This window comes from Bradyrhizobium sp. USDA 4506 (assembly GCF_054058795.1).
Window position 1 is genome coordinate 5,713,954 of sequence record NZ_JBSSBM010000002.1, and the last position, 16,548, is coordinate 5,730,501.

The 16,548-nt window shown below is 65.8% G+C and carries 15 protein-coding genes; 5 read left to right on the plus strand and 10 right to left on the minus strand.

Features of this window, described 5'->3' with window-relative positions; genetic code table 11:
• The 4 genes from ACVIHF_RS29165 to ACVIHF_RS29180 all read left to right on the plus strand — a co-directional run bounded on the left by ACVIHF_RS29165 (position 1) and on the right by ACVIHF_RS29180 (position 4,309).
• Positions 1-951, plus strand: coding sequence for a heme/hemin ABC transporter substrate-binding protein (locus ACVIHF_RS29165; protein ID WP_456779082.1), 951 nt, complete (start codon positions 1-3; stop codon positions 949-951).
• Positions 948-2,048, plus strand: a complete 1,101-nt coding sequence (locus ACVIHF_RS29170) for a FecCD family ABC transporter permease (RefSeq protein WP_456792925.1) — start codon at positions 948-950, stop codon at positions 2,046-2,048. Before ACVIHF_RS29165 ends, ACVIHF_RS29170 begins: the two co-directional genes overlap by 4 nt.
• A complete protein-coding gene (locus ACVIHF_RS29175; protein ID WP_456792926.1) occupies positions 2,045-2,848 on the plus strand; it encodes a heme ABC transporter ATP-binding protein in 804 nt (267 codons plus the stop codon). Before ACVIHF_RS29170 ends, ACVIHF_RS29175 begins: the two co-directional genes overlap by 4 nt.
• Positions 2,849-2,956: 108 nt before the next feature.
• Entirely contained in the window at positions 2,957-4,309 is a 1,353-nt protein-coding gene (locus ACVIHF_RS29180; RefSeq protein WP_456792927.1) for an esterase-like activity of phytase family protein, read from the plus strand.
• Positions 4,310-4,685: 376 nt separating this feature from the next.
• Here ACVIHF_RS29180 and ACVIHF_RS29185 read toward each other — a convergent pair whose 3' ends face one another.
• The 3 genes from ACVIHF_RS29185 to ACVIHF_RS29195 form a co-directional block, all read right to left on the minus strand.
• Positions 4,686-5,522, minus strand: coding sequence for an enoyl-CoA hydratase-related protein (locus ACVIHF_RS29185; RefSeq protein ID WP_456792928.1), 837 nt, complete (start codon positions 5,520-5,522; stop codon positions 4,686-4,688).
• 169 nt (positions 5,523-5,691) lie between these two features.
• Positions 5,692-7,365 carry a mucoidy inhibitor MuiA family protein gene (locus tag ACVIHF_RS29190; RefSeq protein WP_456792929.1) on the minus strand — a complete coding sequence of 558 codons (1,674 nt, stop codon included), beginning with the start codon at positions 7,363-7,365 and terminating at the stop codon, positions 5,692-5,694.
• A 180-nt stretch (positions 7,366-7,545) separates the two neighbouring features.
• Positions 7,546-8,979, minus strand: coding sequence for an MFS transporter (locus ACVIHF_RS29195; RefSeq protein WP_456792930.1), 1,434 nt, complete (start codon positions 8,977-8,979; stop codon positions 7,546-7,548).
• Positions 8,980-9,061: 82 nt separating this feature from the next.
• On the opposite strand from ACVIHF_RS29195, the gene ACVIHF_RS29200 reads away from it, so the two are divergent.
• Positions 9,062-9,520 carry a MarR family winged helix-turn-helix transcriptional regulator gene (locus tag ACVIHF_RS29200; protein WP_225161388.1) on the plus strand — a complete coding sequence of 153 codons (459 nt, stop codon included), beginning with the start codon at positions 9,062-9,064 and terminating at the stop codon, positions 9,518-9,520.
• A gap of 73 nt (positions 9,521-9,593) precedes the next feature.
• Here the strand turns inward: ACVIHF_RS29200 and ACVIHF_RS29205 are convergent, their stop codons facing one another.
• The 7 genes from ACVIHF_RS29205 to ACVIHF_RS29235 form a co-directional block, all read right to left on the minus strand.
• Positions 9,594-10,766 (minus strand): thiolase family protein, encoded by a 1,173-nt coding sequence (locus ACVIHF_RS29205; protein WP_092085168.1) that lies wholly within the window; start codon positions 10,764-10,766, stop codon positions 9,594-9,596.
• A 275-nt stretch (positions 10,767-11,041) separates the two neighbouring features.
• Entirely contained in the window at positions 11,042-12,631 is a 1,590-nt protein-coding gene (gene serA / locus ACVIHF_RS29210; RefSeq protein WP_028333510.1) for a phosphoglycerate dehydrogenase, read from the minus strand.
• Positions 12,632-12,862: 231 nt separating this feature from the next.
• Positions 12,863-14,035 (minus strand): phosphoserine transaminase, encoded by a 1,173-nt coding sequence (locus ACVIHF_RS29215; RefSeq protein WP_456792931.1) that lies wholly within the window; start codon positions 14,033-14,035, stop codon positions 12,863-12,865.
• Positions 14,036-14,113: 78 nt separating this feature from the next.
• The gene (locus ACVIHF_RS29220; protein ID WP_456792932.1) at positions 14,114-14,326 is read right to left on the minus strand and encodes a hypothetical protein; all 213 of its coding nucleotides are present in this window, start codon (positions 14,324-14,326) and stop codon (positions 14,114-14,116) included.
• 168 nt (positions 14,327-14,494) lie between these two features.
• Entirely contained in the window at positions 14,495-14,965 is a 471-nt protein-coding gene (locus ACVIHF_RS29225; protein WP_456792933.1) for a GNAT family N-acetyltransferase, read from the minus strand.
• A gap of 18 nt (positions 14,966-14,983) precedes the next feature.
• Positions 14,984-15,574 carry a glutathione S-transferase family protein gene (locus tag ACVIHF_RS29230; RefSeq protein WP_076829905.1) on the minus strand — a complete coding sequence of 197 codons (591 nt, stop codon included), beginning with the start codon at positions 15,572-15,574 and terminating at the stop codon, positions 14,984-14,986.
• Positions 15,575-15,656: 82 nt separating this feature from the next.
• Complete coding sequence (locus ACVIHF_RS29235; RefSeq protein WP_456792934.1) at positions 15,657-16,541, minus strand: outer membrane protein; 885 nt, start codon at positions 16,539-16,541, stop codon at positions 15,657-15,659.
• Positions 16,542-16,548: the final 7 nt, after the last annotated feature.

Sequence of the window (16,548 nt, forward strand, 5' to 3'; positions counted from 1 at the left end):
ATGACAATTTGTCGCACGCTCGCTTTGCTCGCCTTCTCCTGCCTGCTGCCGATCGAAGCCGTGACGGCCGAGGGCATCACCGTGCATGACGCGCGCGACCGCGACGTCGTGATCGACAATCCGTCGCGCATCGTCTCGATCGGCGGCGCGATCACCGAGATCCTCTATGCCCTCGGCTTCGAGGACCGCATCGCCGGCGTCGATGCGACCAGCCTCTACCCGCCGGCTGCGCTGCGCGAGAAGCCCGACGTCGGCTACATGCGCCAGCTGTCGCCGGAGGGCGTGCTCGGCCTGCACCCGTCGCTGGTGCTCGCGGTGCAGGGCTCAGGGCCGAAGGAGACCATGGACGTGCTCGAGGCGGCCAAGGTGCCGCTGGTGCTGGTGCCGGAGACGTTCTCGGAGGCCGGGCTGGTCGAGAAGATCAGACTGGTGGGCCACGCCATGGGCGCCGATCCGCGCGCCGCCTGCCTGACCACGGCGGTGGAGAGCGATCTCGCGCAACTGCGCGCGCTGCGTGCCAGGGTAACGAAGCCGGTGCGCGTGATGTTCGTGATGTCGCTGTTGAACGGCCGGGCGATGGCGGCGGGCCACAAGACCGCGGCGGACGAGATCATCCGGCTTGCCGGCGGCGTCAACGCCATCGATGGTTACGACGGCTACAAGCCGGTCAATGACGAGGCCATCGTGGCGGCGAAACCGGATGTCGTGCTGTCGATCGATCGCGGCAAGGATTCGCTGACGTCGGATGCCGTGTTCGCGCATCCGGCCTTCGCGCTGACGCCGGTCGCGGCCAACAAGGCCTTCATCTCGATGGAAGGCCTTTATCTGCTCGGCTTCGGACCGCGCACCGCGGCCGCGGCACGCGACCTCTCGGTCAAGCTTTATCCGGCGCTGGCGCCGGAGGCCGACTACTTCAAGCCGGCAGCGCTGACCGCGAATTGCCGGCAATGAGCGTGCTGGCCGAACGCCGCCGGCGTGCGAAACGACGGCGCGCCGGCATGTCGCTGCGGCCGGCCGCGACACTCACCCTGCTCTGCCTGCTTGCGGCGCTCGCAGGCACCGCCCTCGTCGCCCTGACGGTCGGGGCTGCCGGCATTCCAATGGCTCGGCTTCCGGCGGCGCTTGGGCTTTGGGCTGATCGTGTCGCCAACCCGCTGCTCGCACGCGACCAGCTCGTGGTGTGGTCGATCCGCATCCCGCGGATCGCGGCGGCGGCGATGGTCGGCGGCCTCCTTGCCGTATCAGGCTCGATCATGCAGGGCCTGTTCCGCAATCCCCTCGCCGACCCCGCGCTGGTCGGCGTCTCCTCCGGCGGCGCGTTTGCCGCGGCGGCCGCGATCGTGTTCACCGACAGCCATCTCGGCGAAAGCCTGCGCTTCCTGCAACACCAGCTGCTGCCGATCGCGGCCTTTGCCGGCTCGCTGATCACGACCGTCGTGCTTTACGGCATCGCCAGCCGCAGCGGCCGGACATCGATCGCGATCTTCCTGCTGGCCGGGCTCGCGATCGCCGCGATCGCCAATGCCGGCATCGGCCTTCTGGTGTTCGGCGCCGACGACCGCCAGCTCCGCGACATCACCTTCTGGCTGCTCGGCTCGCTCAGCGGTGCGACCTGGAGCAAGCTCACGGCGCTGGCGCCGGTGCTGGCGGTTGCGCTGGTCGCCTGCCTCTCGATCGCGCGCGGGCTCGACGTGCTGGTGCTCGGCGAGGCCGAGGCGTTCCACAGCGGCGTCGACGTCGAACGGCTGAAGCGGATCTCGATCGTGCTGGTGTCGGCGATGACCGGGGTCGCGGTCTCGGTCTGCGGCGTGGTCGGTTTCGTCGGCATCGTGGTGCCGCATCTGTTGCGGCTGGTGATCGGGCCCGCGCATCGGCTGCTGCTGCCGGCGTCCGCGCTGCTCGGCGCCATCCTCCTGGTCGGCGCCGACACCGTGGCGCGCACCATCGTGGCACCCGCGGAAATGCCGATCGGCATCCTGACGGCGGCGATCGGCGCGCCGTTCTTCCTCGCCATGCTGCTGCGGCAGCGCGGGCTGGTATCGCTATGACGGCCCTGCTCGAAGCGCAGTCGGTATCGATGACGGTCGGCAGCACGACGCTGGTCGATGCGGTGTCGCTGCAGATCGGTGCCGGCGAGATGGTCGCGATCGTCGGTCCTAACGGCGCCGGCAAATCGACCCTGCTGCGGATGCTGTCGGGCGACCTGCGTCCGTCGCGCGGGGCGATCAGGCTGAGGCAGCGCGACCTGCAAACTTACGGACCACGCGCGCTGGCGCAGCACCGCGCGATGCTGTCGCAGCACGTCAGCGTCACCTTCCCGTTCACCGTCGAGGAAATCGTCAGCATGGGCGCCGGCGAAAGCCCGCGTGCCGTGGCGCGGGCGCTGGTCGAGGCGGCGCTCGACGAGGTCGGGCTCGCGCGTTTCCGTTTCAGGCAATTGCCGACGCTGTCGGGCGGCGAGCAGCAGCGGGCGCATTTCGCCCGCGTGCTGGTGCAGCTCGCCCGCGGCGAAGCGCTGCATGGACCCGGACTGTTGCTGCTGGACGAGCCGACCTCGAGCCTCGATCTGCGGCACCAGATCGACCTGGTCGAAACGGCGCGGCGGCGTGCCGCGCGCGGCACCGCCGTGATCGCGATCCTGCACGACCTCAACCTCGCGATGCGGTTCGCCGACCGCGTCCTGCTGCTGCACCGCGGCCGGCTTGCCGTCGACGGCGACCGCACGGCGGCGATGAAGACCGAGACGCTGCGCGAGATCTTCGAGATCGACGCTGCGATCGCCTATACCGGAGGTGGCGTGCCGTTCCTGCTGCCGCAAACGATGCGGCCGGCCGGCAAGGCGACGTAACGCCGCAAGCCTTATCCCGCCGCAACATCCGCGGTTCACAAAACTGTCAGGCGGCTGTAACAGGCGGCTCGGAGAACACCGCATCGTTTATCCTTTGGGAGATCAACCATGCGCCTGTCCCTGCTCTGCTCCGTCGCCTCGATCCTGCTCGCCACATCGGCGTTCGCGCAGGGTGAGGGCGAATTCCCGACGACGCTGGCGGGACACGCCGTGATGCCGGCGGAGAGCTTCATCGACGCGCCCGCCGACGCCCCTGATGATCTGAAGACCTCGGGCAAATACACCACCGGCAAGCGCGTTGACGGCATCGGCACCGTGATGGGTAAATCCTATGAGCGGCCGACCGGCGTGTCGCTGCCGTTCAAGGGTCAGCCGCTGCAGGGCCATTCCGGCATCAAGGTGATGCCCGACGGCTCGTTCTGGGTGATCACCGACAACGGCATGGGCTCGCGCTACAACTCGGCGGACTCGATGCTGTACCTGAACCGGCACAAGATCGATTGGGCGAGCGGCAAGATCGAGCGTCAGGAGACCGTGTTCCTGCACGATCCCGACAAGAAGGTGCCGTTCCGCATCGTGCATGAGGACACCGCCAAGCGCTATTTGACCGGCGCCGATTTCGACACCGAGGGCTTCCAGATCATCAACGACATTTTCTGGATCGGCGACGAGTTCGGGCCCTACATCCTCAAGGCCGACAAGACCGGCAAAATTCTCGCCGTGTTCGAGACCGTTGCTGACGGCAAGCCGGTGCGTTCGCCGGATCACTGGGCGGTGCAGTCGCCCGGCGCGCCCGGCGCCAGCTACACCAATGTCAACCTGCGCCGCTCCAAGGGCTATGAAGGCTTTGCGTCCTCCAAGGACGGCAAGTTCCTCTACGGCCTGCTCGAAGGACCGCTGTGGGATGCCGACAAGAAGGATTGGGAGAAGGTCGACGGCAAGGAAGCCTCGCGCATCCTGGAATTCGACGTCGCGGCGGAGAAGTTCACCGGGCGCTACTGGCAGTATGTGTTCGAGCAGAACGGCAATGCGATCGGCGACTTCAACATGATCGATCCGGCCCAGGGCCTCGTGATCGAGCGCGACAATGGCGAAGGCACCGCCGACAAGGCCTGCCCGCAAGGCCAGCGCGGCGAGAACTGTTTTCCTGACCTCGCCAAGTTCAAGCGCGTCTACAAGATCGAGCTGTCCGACGCCAATGTCGGCAAGCCGGTGCGCAAGATCGCCTATATCGACCTGATGAAGATCCGCGATCCCAACAAGAAGGCCCGCAAGCCGCTCAACGACGGCGTCTACACCTTCCCGTTCTTCACCATCGAGAATGTCGACCGGGTCGACGAGACCCACATCATCGTCGGCAACGACAACAACCTGCCGTTCTCCTCGAGCCGCGACCCGAACAAGGCCGATGACGACGAGTTCGTACTGCTCGAGGTCGGCGACTTCCTGAAGGCGAAGTGAGGCGGTGCTCGCCACCCACAACAGTGTCGTCGCCCGGCTCGACCGGGCGACCCAGTATTCCAGAGGCGCCCGAGCTCAACGGACAAGCCGCGGCGTACTGGATGCCCCGCTCAAGGCGGGGCATGACAGCGAATATGCGGATAGCGTGATGCTCATCCCGGCACGACAGCCATTCCGTCATCCCCGCGCAAAGGCTACGCCTTTGTCGCTGGAGGTGCGAGCCTTGCGGCGCAATTGCGCCGCTGGGCGCCTCGAAGGATGCGCGGCCCCCGATGCAGCCGCATGGAGACAGCCGGGCCGCCGCCCTTCGAGACGGCCGCTTTGCGGCCTCCTCAGGGTGACGGCGATACAGCTCAGCGCGCGGCTTCCGTGATCGTCACTCCTTCTTCGTCCGGTAATCTCCGAACGTCGTGTCGCGCTGGTCGAGCTGCGCCTTCACGCTGCCGCCGTCGCGGCGGAAGCCCGCCATGTAGGCCTTGCTGGCCTCGGTCGTGAAGGCCAGCGCCTGGATCTCGGTGCCGGCGCGCATCGCGGCGCGGGCGCCCATGATTTCCATCGCGCGGTGGACGCTGCGCTTGTTGAGCTGCTGCAGCTCGATCGGCACCTTGGCCGCGCGCTCGGCGAAATCCAGCGTCTTCGCCTCCAGTTCGGCGAGCGGAAACGACCGGGTCGCATAGCCCCATTCGGCGGCCTCGCGGCCGGACATCGCGTCGCCCGTCAGCATCAATTCCATGGCGCGGCGCATGCGGACCAACCACGGGTGATACTGCATGTCGGGCGGGCTCATCAGCCGCACCGGCGGATAGCCGATCTGGGCGTCGTCGGCGACGTAGACCACGTCGCAAGCGGTCGCGAGCTCGGTGCCGCCGGCGAGGCAATAGCCGTGCACCTGCGCGATCACGGGCTTTGCGAGATCCCAGATCGAGAACCAGCCCTCGACGACATGGCGCGACCATTGGCCGGGCCCGGATGCCGAGTGATAGGGCTGGTCGACGCGATTGTCGGCGGAGAGATCGTAGCCCGCCGAGAAGCAGGGTCCGGCGCCGCGCAGGATCGAGATCGAAATTTCGGGATCGCGGTCGGCCTGCTCCAGCACCTCGAAGATCTCGCCGCGCAGGCGGTTGTTCAGCGCGTTGCGCTTCTCGGGGCGGTTCAGCGTGATGCGGCGGACGCGCGGACGCGGATCATCGACGATGATGTGCTGGTAGCTCATGGATCCTCCCGATCTCAGGCTTTGTTGCCTTTGGCAAAGTGATGCCCGAGATCGGGAGGGTTGTCATCGGCAGATGACGCAGGTCCTCAAAGCGTTTTCAAGCGAAGTGGGTTCCGGTTCGTGTGAAGAAAACGCGTCAAGCAACAACGCTACAGCCCCGGCACGGGCTCTAGCCCGCCGGCACCATCACGACGCCCTTGTCCTTGGGCCAGCGCATCCGCCAGGCGAAATTGATGTCACGGACTTCGCCGGCCTTGGCCTCGAACGCCCATTCCAGCACGCCGCGCTTGTCGCGCAGATTGGTCGTCGTCGCCGGCGTCGACGACGGCAGCATCTCCACCACGATATCGTCGTTCTCGCTGACCGGGAGCTGATCCTGGACCGCGACCTTGATCGGGAAGTCGTGGCCGTTGCGCACCGTGGTCTTGAAGGCGCGCTCGTCGGTCTTCGACGTGGTCACGATCAGGCCGGCGGAGCCCTCGTTGCGCTTCACCACCGTGCGTTCGATCTTGACCTTGTCGTCGGCGCCGAAGCCGAGCCGCACGGTCTCGTCCTTGGCGGCCGTGGCCATCCGGCTGCGGCCGACAAAGATACCGTCGCGGTAGATCGAGATTTGCCCCGGCAGCAACGGCGCATCGTCGGCCTGCACGAAGCTCGCTTCCAGGAACGCGGTCGGGTCGATCACCGGAACGGCGCGAACCGCGAGATCGGGGGTGATTGTCGCCGTCGAGATGCGCAGGCTCTTCGCGCCCTCATTGGCGGCAACGCTGACGCGGCCGGGAATCTTGAAGGTGGCCTGGAAGGCGCCGACCTCGGCGGTGGCTTCCAGTTCGTCCATGCGTCCCCCACCAAAGCGGAATTGCTGAACCGCGTCGGCGGCCGGCGCGGGTGCCAGCGCCTCGCGCGCCCGCATGCTGGCCTCTCCCGAAAGCTTCGCCAGCGGTCGCGGCGGCTGCGGATATTGCACGATCAGCGAGCGGAGGTCGGGCGCATTGCCGCCGCGCGCGACCCGCACGGTGGAGACGACGAGCGCCACGTTCGACCAGTCCTCGCCGGTCGACTGGGTGATCTCGGCACGACGGACCAGTTCGATCGCGGGCTTGCGGTCTTTGGCGCCGGTGTCGAGCCGGGCGTCATAGAGCGCCGTCCAGCGGGCGTTGGGAACCGCATAGGTGACCCGCAAGGTCACCTTGGTCGCCGCTTGCGAGGCGACGTCGATCCGCACCTCGACCTTGCTCGGCGGCTTGCTGGTGCGATCGGCTGCGAGCTGCGCAAGATCGCGGTCGATCACGCGGATCTTGCGCCCGGCGTCACGGATCGCGCTGTCGGCGGTTGCGACCTCGTCGGCCACCGCCGAGAACGCCGCGCGCCACTCGCTCAGCGGACGCGCCTCGCCCTTTTCGCCGAGGCCCGCGGGTGACGCCTCGGCAAACCGCTCGGCAAATTTGCGCCGCGCCTCGGCCGCGCTGATCAGTCCCTGCAAATCGGCGCGCTGATCGTCAAGCGCCTCGATGCGCTTGTCGATCTCGGAGAGATTTTGCGGCAGCAGCGGCCCCGGCAGCTTGGTGTCAATCGCGCCTATCGTGAGCTTCGCTTCGCCCTCGCCTTCGACCCGCAGCGAGGACGGATCGAGCCCGATCGGGAAATCCCTGGCGATGAGGGTGTTGTCGCCGGCAGGCAGATCCAGCGTGATGACGCGGGTGACGCTCGCGCCATCGGGATAGACGGTCACGGCATCGACCTGCGAGGCCGCATCGAGATTGGCCGCTTGCAGCGGCCCGGCAACCAGCGCACCCGCCAGCACCAGGCTGGTGGTCACAAGATAATTCGCAATCCTACACATGACATCCCTCCGGAAAAAAACGCCGCATCGCGCGCGAGACGAACGGCGCGCCGGGCTCGACTGCGCGCCGTTTCTCGTGGTGAGACGCAGCGAGGAAGGGACTGGTTCGATTGAGGTTTCCCTGCGGCGCGACGATGGCGCCGCCGCGGCTGCCGCATGGCGCAGCGATGTCTTTCGGCGCTAGCGCTCCGCCTTGCGCCGGATGAACAGATAATTCGGCACGAAGCCGGCCAAGGTGATCGCGATCATGATCCACCAGCCGCGCTGAAACGCCGCGATCCGCTCGGTCATCGAGACCGGCGTTGCAAGGATCGCGACGAAGATCGCGACGCCGATCGCCAGCGCCGCCTGCCGGATCATGTTGATGACGCCGGAGCCGGTGGCAAACGACGACGGCGGCAGCGCGCCGGCGCCGACGCCCATCAGGGTCGGAAAGGTCAGCCCGACGCCGATACCGATCAGCATCACGCCCGCGACGACGGCAGGCGCATTGGGTTCGGCCCCGAGCAGCGTCGCCCAGATCGCGAGGCCGGCCGCGAACAGCAGGATTCCGGCGGAGACGACGGCCGCGGCGCCAAACCGCGCAATCAGCCGGCCGGCAAACAGCAGCGAGGTGATCGGCACCATCAGCGGACCGGGGGCGATTGCAAGGCCGGTCTTCAACGCCGACCAGCCCCATACCGTCTGCTCCCACAAGGTGCAGGACAGCAGCATGGCGCCGAAGGCCGCCGAATAAGGCGCCATCACCAACGACGCGCCGGTGAACGGCCTGACCGCGAACAGCGCAGGATCGACGAAGGGATTCCTCGATTTGAGGCAATGCCACGCGAAGGCGGCGAGCGAGACGGTCGCGACGGCAAAGCCGAGCACGACGCCGTGCGAACTCCATCCCCAATCGTTCGCCTTCACGATCGCAAATGTCAGCGCACCGATACCGGAGGTCACCAGCAGCGCCGCCCATGTACTCGGACGCGGCACGTCGTGACCGGGCACTTCGGGCAATTTCAGCCAGCCGACGATCAGCGCGACGACGCCGATCGGGACATTGACGATGAAGATCCAGCGCCAGTCGAAGGTGACCAGCACGCCTCCCGCGAGCGGGCCCAGTGCGGCGGCAAGGCCGCCGATCGCCGTCCAGGTGCGCACCGCCCCGGCGCGTTGCTCGGGCGGAAACGACGCCAGCAGCAGGCCGATCGAGGTCGGCGTCATCAATGCCGCACCGGCCGCTTGCGCCACGCGCGAGACGACCAGGAACTCGACACTGGAGGCCAGCGCACATGCCGCTGACGCGGCCGTGAACAGCGCGACGCCGAGCAGGAAGCTGAGATTGCGGCTGTGGCGTTCGGCGAGCCGTCCGAAGAACACCAGCAACGCCGCGTAGGCAATGGCGTAGGCATTGAGGATCCAGGACAGATCCTCAAGCGAGGCGCCGCGAAATTCCTGCGCGATGTTCGGCAGCCCGACATTGACGATGAACAGATCGAGATTGGCGAGGCAAATTCCGACCGACACGATCGCAAGCACCTGGCGCGGGGTTGCGGTGGCGACGCCGGACCGCGGCCGCGCATCAGGTTCGACGACCAGATCGATGGTCTCCGCCTCTACCTCCGACATCACACCCTCCGAAATACGTGCATATGCATCTATTGCCATTAGGTGCATATGCATGTATCTGTCAAGTCCATCGGAGGCAGCGATGGCGAAAACGGAACCCAGCCGGTGTAATCTGACGGCGTTGCGCAAGGCGACGCGACGGGTGTCGCAGCTCTACGATCAGGTCCTTGCGACATCCGGCCTGCGCGGCACGCAACGGGCGATTCTGGTCTATGTCAGGCGGTCGGGCGCGCCGACGATGGGCGAGCTTGCCGCAGCCCTGGTGCTCGACCGCACCGCGCTGAACCACAACCTCAAGCCGCTCGAGCGCGACGGTCTGTTGACCATCACCGTCGACAAGAACGACCGGCGCAGCCGGCTGGTGCGGCTCACCAAGCGCGGCGAAGCCAGGCTCGAGGAATCACAGGCCGCATGGCTCAAGGCGCAGGAGCGCTTCGAGACCGCCTTCGGCGCAAGGCAGGCCGCCGATCTCCGGCAGACGCTCGAACTGATTGCCTCGCTCGAGTTCGACGAGCGCGCGCTTACCTCACCGGCGAGCTAGCCGGCTCCAAATGAAAAGCGGCCCGGCGTTGCCGCCGGGCCGCTCGTTCGCACACGATCAGGGTCGATCGCGCTTAGCTGTAGATCTCGAACAGGCCGGCGCCGCCCTGGCCGCCGCCGATGCACATGGTCACGACGCCCCACTTGGCCTTGCGGCGACGGCCTTCCTGCAGCAGGTGGCCGGTGAGCCGGGCGCCGGTCATGCCGAAGGGATGGCCGATCGCGATCGAACCGCCATTGACGTTGTACTTCTCGGGATCGATGCCGAGCTGGTCGCGCGAATAGAGGCACTGGCTGGCGAACGCCTCGTTGAGCTCCCAGAGATCGATGTCGTCGACCTTCAGGCCGTGGCGCTTGAGCAGCTTCGGCACCGCAAACACCGGACCGATGCCCATCTCGTCGGGCTCGCAGCCGGCCGAGGCCCAGGCGACGAAGCGGCCGAGCGGATTGAGGCCGCGCTTCTCGGCGTCCTTGGCCTCCATCAGCACCACGGCGGCGGCGCCGTCGGAGAGCTGGCTGGCATTGCCGGCGGTGATGAACTTGCCCGGGCCCTTGACCGGCTCGAGCTTGGCGAGGCCCTCCAGCGTAGTCTCGGGGCGGTTGCACTCGTCGCGATCGACCACGTAGTCGACGATCGACTCGGCCTTGGTCGCCTTGTCGACCACCTTCATCTTGGTCTTCATCGGGACGATTTCGTCCTTGAACTTGTTGGCCTGCTGCGCGGCGGCCATGCGGCGCTGCGACTCCAGCGAATACTCGTCCTGGTATTCGCGGCTGAGCTTGTAGCGCTCGGCCACGATGTCGGCGGTATCGATCATCGCCATGAAGATGTCGGGCGCGGTCTTGAGCAGGTCCGGATCGATCGATTCCTTCGGCGAGCCGCCGCCGGGAATCGAGATGCTCTCGACGCCGCCGGCGACGATGCAATCGGAGCCGTCGGAACGGATCGAGTTGGCGGCCATCGCGATGGTCTGCAGGCCCGACGAGCAGAAGCGGTTCACCGAGACGCCCGCGGTCGACTTCGGCAGGCCGGCGAGCAGCGCCGCCTGGCGGCCGATGTTCGGCGCGCCATGCGCGCAATTGCCGAGATAGCAATCCTCGACATATTCCTTGTCGACGCCGGCGCGGTCGACCGCGTGCTTGATGGCGTGCGCGGCGAGCGACATCGGCGGGGTGATGTTGAATCCGCCACGGCCGGACTTCGCCAGGCCGGTGCGCGCGTAGGAAACGATTACGGCTTCACGCATTGTTTTCTCCCTCTGAGATGACGGTCATTGTGGCGCGTCGTGACCCGTTCGTACACATTTTTCGGCAGGCGCAACAGCAATACCGGACGTCCCGGAACGACAAACGCCGCCTCCGGGACCGGAGACGGCGTCATGTTCCGCAGATCGGAATTTGGATATGCTTGAGCGGTATCTTTGTTCGTCACGTCCGGGCGCGTCCCGGACGACGAGAACCGCTCAAACAACGTTTAAAACATCGGCGCCTTGAAACGTCGGCGGCTCAGAACGTCAGTGCCTCAGAACGTCAATGCCTTGGCCTGCTTCACCTGCGGCAGCGTCTGTACCTTGGCGAGCAGCTCCGCCGGCACCGCGCCGTCGACCTCGACCAGCGCAATGGCGTCGCCGCCCTGCTTGACGCGTCCGAGATGGAAGGTCGCGATATTGATTTTCGCATCACCCAAGAGGCTCGCGAACGCGCCGATGAAGCCCGGCTTGTCCTCGTTGGTCACGTAGATCATCGACTTGCCGAACTCGGCGTCGACGCGGATGCCCTTGATGTCGACGAGACGCGGCTTGCCGTCAGCGTAGACGGTGCCGGACACCGAACGCTCCTGACGCTCGGTGGTGACGGTGACCGTGATCAGGCTTTCATAGTCGCTCTGCGCGGCGCGGACGACCTCGTCCACCACCATGCCGCGCTCCTTGGCGACGACCGGCGCCGAGACCACGTTGACCTCGCCCAGCATCGGGCGCAACAGGCCCGACAGCACCGCCGAGGTGATCGCCTTGATCTTCATTTCGGCGACGTGGCCCTCATAGGTGATCTCTGTCTTGAGGATGCCGCTCTCGGTGAGCTGGCCGGCGAACGAGCCGAGCTTCTCGGCGAGCTCGATGAACGGCTTCAGCTTCGGCGCCTCTTCCGCCGTGATCGAGGGGAAGTTGACCGCGTTGGAGATCGCGCCCGACAACAAATAGTCCGACATCTGCTCGGCGACCTGCAACGCGACGTTTTCCTGCGCCTCGGTGGTGGAGGCGCCGAGATGCGGGGTGCAGATCACGTTGGGATGGCCAAACAGCACGTTCGAGGTCGCCGGCTCCTCGACGAACACGTCGAAGGCCGCGCCCGCGACATGCTTGGAATTCAGCGCGTCGACCAGCGCCTGCTCGTCGACCAGGCCGCCGCGCGCGCAGTTGATGATGCGCACGCCCTTCTTCATCTTGGCGATCGCGGCCGCATCGATCACGTTGCGGGTCTTCTCGGTCAGCGGCGTGTGCAGCGTGATGAAATCGGCGCGCTTCAAGAGATCGTCGAGCTCGACCTTCTCGACGCCGATGTCCTTGGCGCGCTCCGGCGACAGGAACGGATCGAACGCGATCACCTTCATGCGCAGGCCGAGCGCGCGGTCGGCGACGATCGTGCCGATATTGCCGCAGCCGATCACGCCGAGCGTCTTGGCGGTGATCTCGACGCCCATGAAGCGGTTCTTCTCCCACTTGCCGGCCTGGGTCGAGGCGTCGGCCTGCGGAATCTCGCGCGCCAGCGCCAGCATCAGCGTGATCGCGTGCTCGGCGGTCGTGATCGAATTGCCGAACGGCGTATTCATCACGATGATGCCCTTGGCGGTCGCGGCCGGGATCTCGACATTGTCGACGCCGATGCCGGCGCGGCCGATCACCTTGAGCCTGGTCGCCTTCTCGATGAGCTTGGCGGTCGCCTTGGTGGCCGAGCGGATCGCGAGACCGTCGTAATTGCCGATGATCTCGGCGAGCTTTTCCTTGTCCTTGCCGAGGTTGGGCTGGAAGTCGACCTCGACGCCGCGATCCTTGAAGATCTGGACGGCGGCGGGAGACAGCGCGTCGGAAATCAGAACTTTGGGTTTTGTCATCTCGATTGTTCCTTTGCCCTGCCGCGGGCGGGTCTCCTGGACCGATCTGGTGAAGTCTCTGATCACTTCTCCCTCTCCCCGCTCTTGCGGGGAGAGGGTTGGGTGTGAGGGCAGCCACGAGCGAGGAACAAGCCGAAAGGGCCCCTCACCCGGATCGCTCAGGCGCGCAATTGCGCTGCCGAGCGATCCGACCTCTCCCCGTAAGAACGGGAAGAGGTGACAAGAGAAAGCTTATGCCGCCTTGAGCAACGCTGCCTTGGTCTCGGCAAACGCCCAGTCGATCCACTGCGTCAGCAGCTCGACATCCTTGGCTTCGACGGTGGCGCCGCACCAGATCCGCAGACCCGCCGGCGCATCGCGGTAATACGCGAAGTCGAAGCCGGCGTTCTCCTTCTCCACCAGCGCGACCAGCTTCTTGCAGAAGTCGGCCTGTGCGTCTGATGGAAGCGAGGTGATCGCGGGATCGGTGAACTTGAGGCACACCGAGGTGTTGGAGCGGATCGCGGGATCCTTGGCCAGGAAGTCGATCCACGGCGTCTTCGCCTTCCAGTCGGCGAGCGCCTTGGTGTTGGCATCGGCGCGGGCGATCAGCGCCTTCAGGCCGCCGATCGACTTCGCCCAGTTCAACGCATCGAGATAGTCCTCGACGCAGAGCATCGACGGCGTGTTGATGGTCTCGCCTTCAAAGATGCCCTGGTTGAGCTTGCCGCCCTTGGTGAGGCGGAAGATCTTCGGCAGCGGCCAGGCCGGCTTGTAGGTCTCGAGCCGTTCCACCGCGCGCGGCGACAGGATCAGCATCCCGTGCGCGGCTTCACCGCCGAGCGCCTTCTGCCAGGAGAAGGTGACGACATCGAGCTTGGCGAAATCGAGCGGCTGCGCGAAGGCGGCCGAGGTCGCGTCGCAAATCGTCAGGCCTTCGCGATCCGCGCTGATCCAGTCAGCGTTCGGCACGCGCACACCCGAGGTGGTGCCGTTCCAGGTGAAGACGATATCCGACTTCGGATCGACCTTGGAGAGATCGGGGATTTCACCATAAGCCGCATTGAGCTTGGTGACGTCCTTCAGCTTCAATTCCTTGACGATATCGCTGACCCAGCCCTCGCCGAAGGATTCCCAGGCGAGCGTGGTGACGGGCCGCGCGCCGAGCAGCGACCATAGCGCCATCTCGACCGCGCCGGTGTCCGACGCCGGCACGATGCCGATCTTGTAATCGGCGGGCACCTCAAGCACCTCGCGCGTCAGTTCGATCGCGAGCTTGAGCTTGGCCTTGCCGACTTTCGCACGATGCGAGCGGCCGAGGGCGGCGTCCTTGAGATTGTTGGGGTTCCAGCCGGGGCGCTTGGCACAGGGGCCGGAGGAAAAATGCGGCACTTCAGGCCGCGAAGCGGGCTTCGCTGCAGTCATAATCTACCCTTCCAGATAGCTGCCTCTCGGTGGGGAGAGGTTTCCCGCGGTCGGGGATAGTGGAAAGGTACCCAAACGTCAAGAAAGTTCGGACTCGTCTGGAACAATCCGGGCATCACGGCTGATTGATGGGGCGTTCTCGACCTGCTGGATCGTCTCCTGATCGAGCAAATCTGCCGCCAGAGTCATGATCTTAACCGCCCTGCGCCGGCTCGATACTTTCAGAATGCGCTTCTCGCCGGCCTGCACAATGTATTCGTTGCCGACCCGCACGATCGAATAATCCGACATTCCAATCCCCAGTTGCCCGCCGCCCCGTGGGAGACGTCCGACATACCGGACTCGTTCCGACCCGTAAAATCACGGAGACCGGCTTAGTTTATTGGCTGTTAACCGGATCGCAGACTATCCGCTGCTGCAGGTATTGCCCGGTAGATGGCACAACTTCTTGCACGCGTTTCAAAAGCGAATCGTCATCCCGACATGGCTGCGCGCGAACCCGAGCCTTTCATAGAAGCGCTGCGCATCGACCCGCGTCTGATGCGTCAGCAGCTCGACGAGCATGCAGCCTCGCGCGCGCGCTTCCGTGACCGCCCACTGCACGAGCTTCTCGCCGATGCCGCGGCTGCGGCAATGCCTTGCGACGCGAACGTCCTCGAGCAGGCCGCGCGAGCCGCCCTGCGAGCTGATGCCCGGCAGAACCGCGAGTTGCAGACAGCCGACGACGACGCCGTCCCCGTCGACGGCGACGACGAGCTGCAAATTGGGATCGCGCTCGACCCGCGCGAAGGCCTCGTAATAGCTTTGCGGCAGCGGATCCTCGATCCGCTCGCGCGCACTGCCGAGCGGATCGTCCGCAAGCATGCCGACGATGGCGGCGACGTCTTCGCGGCGAGCGCGGCGGATCGTGATGGATGAAGCTTCAGTCATGGCGGCATTCACCTGAGGTCAGCGGACCGGCGGCAGCGCGAGCACGCGCTCGGCATCGGCGATCCAGCGACGGATCACGGGATAGCGCGCGAGTTCGAGGCCGCCATCCTCCGCGACACGGGTATAGGCGAGCAGCGAGACGTCGGCGAGCGAGAACGCGTCTCCGACCAAAAATTGCGTCCCCGCAAGATGCCGCTCCAGATGATCGAGCGCGACATAGCCGCGCTTGACGAGGTTCGGATCGATCTCCGAGATGGCCTTGCCGAGATACACGGCCTGAAAGCGGCAGACGGCCACATAAGGCTCGTGGCTGTTCTGCTCCCAGAACATCCAGGCATCCATCTGCGCCGCGCGATAGGGATCGCTCGGGATCAGGTCGCTGCCGCGCGCGAGATAGCGGATGATGGCGTTGGATTGTGCCAGCGTGCGGCCGTCATCCAGCTCCATCGTCGGCACCTGGCCCCAGCCGTTTCGCTTGAGGAATTCCGCGGTCCGGCTGCCGCCCTTCATGGTGTCGATCTCGACCCATGTGTACGGCAGCGCCAGCCTGTCGCACACCCATTTCACCTTCAGGCAGTTGCCTGAATTGGCGTCGCCGTAGATTTTCATGTGATCGCGCTCCGCACCGTGTGGCGACAGAGCAGCAGTCGCTCCCCGGTCTGTCAACCGTCGCCGGCTACGGCAGCGGCGATCAGAACTTGTAGCCGGCGCCGACCCGGAAGCTGTTCATGTCGACGGCGATATTCTTGACCGCCGCGAAGCGCACATATTCCCACTCGCCGCGGAGAAACAACCCGCCGACCACGCAATATTCAAGCCCGAGGCCCGCGGTCCAGCCGACCGCATAGTTGTTCACCCGCTGCTCCGTCTGGGCGGCGCTCCCTGAGCCCAGGTAGTCGTTATGCTGAATTGTAACGGTGTTGTTGCCGACCGTCTGGGTCTCGGCCCAGGCATCGTACTTGTCAAACGACACCGTCGCCGAACGCGACACGGACATGCGTCCCACCGCAACACCGCCGAACATGTAAGGCAGGAAGTTGCCTGCCGCCCATCCGGCGCGTCCGCGGAAGGTCGTGACATCCTTGACCTGCAAGGCGGCGCTCCCCGACAACGTGGTGTTGTAGGTGTAGGTGTGCCCGCTCGGAGGAGTCTCGCCCTTGGGATTCACGATCTGCCGCGTCATCGAGTCGCCCGCCGAACTTTCGAGGCCGTTCAGGTAATTGTAGTTGGCCTCGACGCCGAGCACGACGTCGTCCCATTGCCAGTTGCGGCCGACGAACGCGCCGAACCCGTTGCTCTGCGCATGGTTCTTCGGCAGCAGGGCCCAACCCGAAACCGGGTCGGCCAGAACGCTCTCGCGCAGCATGAAGGAGGTCATCGCGCTTGGCGCGTGGCTGAAATCGATGTCGCCGGAGGAATAGCCGATCTGGCCGCCGACGTACCATCCTTCCCAGTTCCCGCTCCTGCTCGGTGCATCGACATAGGAGCCGCGCAGGATCGGAAAGTCCGGCAGGTCGGCAGCCTGCGCGCCGGTCACCGTTCCAATCGTCATCGCCGCCAGCACCAACCTACGCATTGCAACG